Here is a 4,724-nt window from a genome sequence, read left to right as displayed (position 1 = left end):
CAGCAGCTGCCGGTAGGTCTCCCCGCGCGTGGGGTCGTTCTTGAGGTGTAGCCGTCCTTTGCGGACGATGACGTCGTCGGGATCGACGCCGTGCAAGGGGGAGCGCGGGTCGTTGACGGTGAGGGTGATCGCTTGGCGGCGGACCTTGTCGCAGCCGTCTTGGACGGCGGAGCCGACGCTGGCCATGGTCATGGAGCCGCCGTGGGGCGGGGTCGGGGGCATGAGGGAGTCGCCGAGCCGGAAGTCCACGGTGTCCATGGTCAGGCCGAGGGCGTCGGCGGCGACCTGGGGCATGGAGGTGTAGGTGCCGGGGCCCATGTCGCTGGTCGCGGACTGGACGACGGCGGTGCCGTCGGCGGCGAGGCGGACGTGGGCCTGGGCGGGGGCACGGGCGGTGTCGTAGACCGCGGCGGCCATGCCGGTGCCGACCAGCCAGTCGCCGTCGCGGATCGAGCGCGGCTTCGGGTTGCGGTGTGGCCAGCCGAACTCCCGGGCGCCGACGGCGTAGCACTCGCGCAGCCGGCGGGTGGAGAACGGCAGGCCGCTGGATTGGTCGGTCGCGGGTTCGTTGCGGTTGCGCAGTTCGATGGGGTCGAGGCGGAGCCGGTGCGCGAGTTCGTCCATCGCGGATTCGATGACGAGGGCGGCGGAGGCGTAGCCGGGGCCGCGCATCCAGATCGGGGTGTTGACGTCCAGGGGCACGGTCGCGTAGGCCTGGCGGACGTGGGGCGTGCTGTAGAGCATCTGGCCGGGTGCCAGCATCGCTTCGGTGAACGTTTCGTAGCTGGAGGTTTCGCCGCGGATGTCGTGGGTCATCGCGGTGAGCCGTCCGGTGCGGTCGGCACCGAGCCGGAGCCGGTATGAGTAGGCGGGCCGGAAGCCGGTGCCGAAGTACAGTTGCCGGCGAGTGAGGACGAGCTTGACCGGGTGGCCGGTCTCGCGGGCGGCGAGGGCGGCGATGGTGGTGTGCGGCCAGGAGCGCAGGCCGCTGCCGAAGGCGCCGCCGACGAACGGTGAGATGACCCGGACCGAGGTCTGGGGGATGCCGAAGACGGCGGCGAGTTCCTGTTGCGTGCCACCGACCACCCATTGGGTTTTGTCCCAGACCGTGAGCCGGGTGCCGTCCCAGCGGGCGATGGTGGCGTGTGGCTCCATGGGGTTGTGGTGGTTGCGGGCGGTCCGGTAGGCCAGGTCCAGCCGGACCGGCGCGGTGTTCAGCGCGGTTTCGGCGTCGCCGCGCGAGTAGGTCGCCGGCGGGTCGGCGGGTGCGGTGGCCAGGTCGGTGCGCGGCTGCTCGGCGGCGTAGGTGACCTTCACCAGGCGGGCGCCCTGCTGGGCGGCTTCGTGGGTGGTGGCGATCACGACGGCGACCGGCTGGCCGAAGAACCGGACCCGGTCGTCCTGGAAGACGCGCAGACGGGAGTTCGGCGCGGGGTTGTTCGACCCGGGGTTGTCCAGATAGGGCAGCCGGGGTGCGTTGAGGTGGCTGATCACCCGCTGGACGCCGGGGTGGGCGCGGGCGGCGTGGTCGTCGATGCCGGTGATGCGGCCGCGTCCGATGCTGCTGTCGACGACGGCGGCGTAGAGGACGCCGTCGGCCGGGTGGTCGGCGGTGTAGAGCGCGCGCCCGGTCACCTTCAGGCGTCCGTCCACTCGGGACTGCGGGGTGCCGACGGCGATGCGGGGCTGGGTCATCGGGTGCCTCCCACGACGCGCAGCTGGCGTTCGACCGTGCGCTTGAGCAACTCGACCTTGAACCCGTTGTGCCGCAACGGACGGGCGCCGTCCGCCGCTCGCTGCGCGGCCTCGGCCCACAGCGAGTCCGACGGCCGCTTGCCGAGCAGGTGCTGTTCGACGGCGGGAAGTTTCCACGGGACGGTGCCGACGCCGCCGGCGGCGACCTTCGCCGCGCGGATGACCCCGCCCCGGATCGACAGGGCGACCGCGGCCGAGGTCAGGGCGAACTCGTAGCTCTGCCGGTCGCGCACCTTGAGGTACCCCGACCGCGACGGCCCCGGGAGTGCCGGGAGCTCGACGGCGGTGATCAGCTCACCGGGCCGCAGGGCCTGTTCCCGGTCCGGAGTGCTGCCCGGCCGCAGGAGGAAGTCGGCGAAGGAAACGCTGCGGTCGCCGTCCGGTCCCTGCAGGTGCACGGTCGCCTCCAGGGCGGCGAAGGCGACCGCGACATCGGAGGGGTGCGTCGCGACGCACGCTTCGGAGCCGCCGAGGATCGCGTGGCTCCGGTTGTAGCCGTCGAGGGCGGCACATCCCGAACCGGGCGCGCGCTTGTTGCAGCGGGCGGTCACGTCCCGGAAGTAGGGGCAGCGGGTCCGCTGCATGATGTTGCCGCCGATGGTGGCCATGTTGCGCAGCTGCGGGGACGCGCTCAGCTCCAGCGCCTGCGAGACCACCGGGAAAGCACTGCGGACCCGGGGATCGGCGGCAGCGTCGGCCATCCGCACCAGCGCGCCGATCCGCACGCCACCGCCCGGCGTGGGGGAGATGCCGGTGAGCGGCAGCGCGCCGATGTCGACGAGCGTGCCGGGGCGTTCCACGGTCTCGCGCATCAGGTCGACCAGCGTCGTGCCGCCGGCGATGAAGCGACCACCGCGCCGGCCGGCCGCGACGGCCGCCCGGACATCGCGCACTTTGGTGTAGGCGAAGGGTTCCATCGGCTCAGCTCCCCGCCTGCTGGATGGCTTTGACGATCTTGACGTAACAGCCGCAGCGGCAGATGTTGCCGCTCATCCATTCCCGGATCTCGTCCGGCGACCCGGTGTGGCCTTCCTCGAGGCAGCCGACGCCGGACATGATCTGCCCTGGGGTGCAGTACCCGCACTGGAAGGCGTCCTGGTCGATGAACGCCTGCTGCAGCGGGTGCAGCGGCCCGTCATCACGGGAAGTCAATCCCTCGATGGTGGTGACCTCCGCGCCGTCCAGCCGTACCGCCAGGGTCAGGCACCCGTTGACGCGCCGGCCGTCGACGAGGACCGTGCACGCGCCGCACGCGCCGGCGTCGCAGCCCTTCTTCGTGCCGGTCAGCCCGAAGTGCTCGCGCAGCAGGTCCAGCAGCGAGGTCCGGTTGTCGACGGTGACGGTGTGCCGGATTCCGTTGACGGTCAGGGAAACCGGGCTGCTCGACGCGTCGGCGGCGGCCGCGGCGGGCTCGGCGCCGAGGAGCGCCGGTCCGGCCACGGCAGCGGCACCACCCACGGCTGAGGCGGCGATGAACGTCCGCCGGCTGAGAGGGGTCGGCGATTCCGCGTTTTCGGGCGACATGGAGCCGACCTCATCAGGCGTCCGCGCCGCGTGGGAGTCCCTGGCAAGCGGTGTACTGACAGTACCTCGTAAAGCGGGTGAATCACCGGTACTTTGGCCGGTCGGTTCCCTCAACACGGTACGGCGACCTCCTCCTTCTCGTGGTCGAGGCCCGTTGGCTTCGCGCGGCGGGAGCGACCGGCCAGGGCGGTGAGGGGCAGCAAGGTGAGGGCGGCGGTGATCGCCCCGACCAGGGGTGGCCCGGTCACCCCGAGCGAGTCCAAAGCCGTGCCCGCGACGGCGGTTCCGGCGGCGATACCGGTGTTGAAGGCCGACGTGCTCAGCGCGGAGGTCAGGGTGGGCGCGTCACCGGCGTAGCGGACGGCGAGCGCCGTGACGACGGGGTTGACCGTGAACCCGGTCAAGGCCATCAGGAACACGAGGACGATGGCCGCGACGGGATTGGTGGACAGCGGGATCATCAGGAACAGGACAGCGGCGGTGACCGCGGCCGCGGTGATGGTGGTCGCCATCGGGTGCCGGTCGCCGAGGCGGCCGCCGGCGGTGGTGCCGCCGAGGGCGCCGGCGCCGAAGGCGATGAGGGCGAGCGGGACGGCGCCGGCCGGGATGCCGGCGCGCCCGGTCAGCAGCGGGGTGAGGTAGCTGTAGGTGGCCAGGACGCCGCCCATGATCAACATCGCGGCGGCGAGTGCCAGCCACAGCCGACCTTGGCGCAGGGCCCGGATCTCGGCTCGGACGGAGATCTCGGCGCGCTGCTCGTGGGTGGGGATGAACCGGCCGATGATCGCGGCGGCCAGCGCGGAAAGCGCCGCCAGAGCCCAGAACGGGCCGCGCCACCCGGTGAACTGGCCCGCGAATGCGCCGATCGGCACGCCGACGACGTTGGCCAGGGTCAGCCCGCCCATCATGACGCCGACCGCGCGTGTCGAGTTCCGCGGGCCGGCCGCCGCGGTGGCGACGACGAAGCCGACGGACCAGAACGCCCCGGTCGCCAGGGCGGTGACGACGCGCGCGGCGAGGACGATCGCGAAGGAGCCGCTGAGTGCCGCGACGACGTGCCCGAGGCTGAACACGGCCAGTGCCAGGACCAGCGCCCGGCGCTGGGGCAGCCGCAGGGTGGCCAAGGCCATGGTGGGCGAGCCGACGATCATGCCGATGGCGAAGGCGGTGATCAGCAGCCCGGCCTGCGAGACGCTCACGTCGAGGTCCCCGGCCAGTTCCGGCAGCAGGCCGGCGATGACGAACTCGGTGGTTCCCAGCAGGAACGTGCCGGCGGCGAGCACCCAGACGACGGCGGGCAGCCGGCCGGGAGTGGTCCCGGTGTCCATGTGAATCTCTCCTTCGGGTGATGGAGGTCGCCGGTCCGGGCCGCGCCGCCGTCGCCGCGGCCCGGACCGGTCGTCCCCGTCTGCGGTCAGGGGGTGAGCAGGGCCTTGATCGCGCGG

4 protein-coding genes are annotated in these 4,724 nt (G+C 72.4%); all 4 read right to left on the bottom strand.

Features of this window, described 5'->3' with window-relative positions; genetic code table 11:
• A partial coding sequence (locus ACFVYA_RS49495; protein WP_387055573.1) for a xanthine dehydrogenase family protein molybdopterin-binding subunit occupies positions 1 to 1,695 on the bottom strand: 1,695 nt, incomplete at its 3' end.
• Positions 1,692 to 2,672, bottom strand: a complete 981-nt coding sequence (locus ACFVYA_RS49490) for an FAD binding domain-containing protein (RefSeq protein WP_387055570.1) — start codon at positions 2,670 to 2,672, stop codon at positions 1,692 to 1,694. The genes ACFVYA_RS49490 and ACFVYA_RS49495, both read right to left, overlap by 4 nt.
• Positions 2,673 to 2,676: 4 nt before the next feature.
• Complete coding sequence (locus ACFVYA_RS49485; protein ID WP_387055568.1) at positions 2,677 to 3,279, bottom strand: (2Fe-2S)-binding protein; 603 nt, start codon at positions 3,277 to 3,279, stop codon at positions 2,677 to 2,679.
• 110 nt (positions 3,280 to 3,389) lie between these two features.
• Positions 3,390 to 4,607 (bottom strand): MFS transporter, encoded by a 1,218-nt coding sequence (locus ACFVYA_RS49480; protein WP_387055565.1) that lies wholly within the window; start codon positions 4,605 to 4,607, stop codon positions 3,390 to 3,392.
• Positions 4,608 to 4,724 lie beyond the last annotated feature (117 nt).

This window comes from Amycolatopsis sp. NPDC058278, assembly GCF_042881395.1.
GTDB lineage: Bacteria > Actinomycetota > Actinomycetes > Mycobacteriales > Pseudonocardiaceae > Amycolatopsis.
Note: the sequence above shows the minus strand (reverse complement) of the source record. Positions and strands in the feature narration are given on the sequence as shown.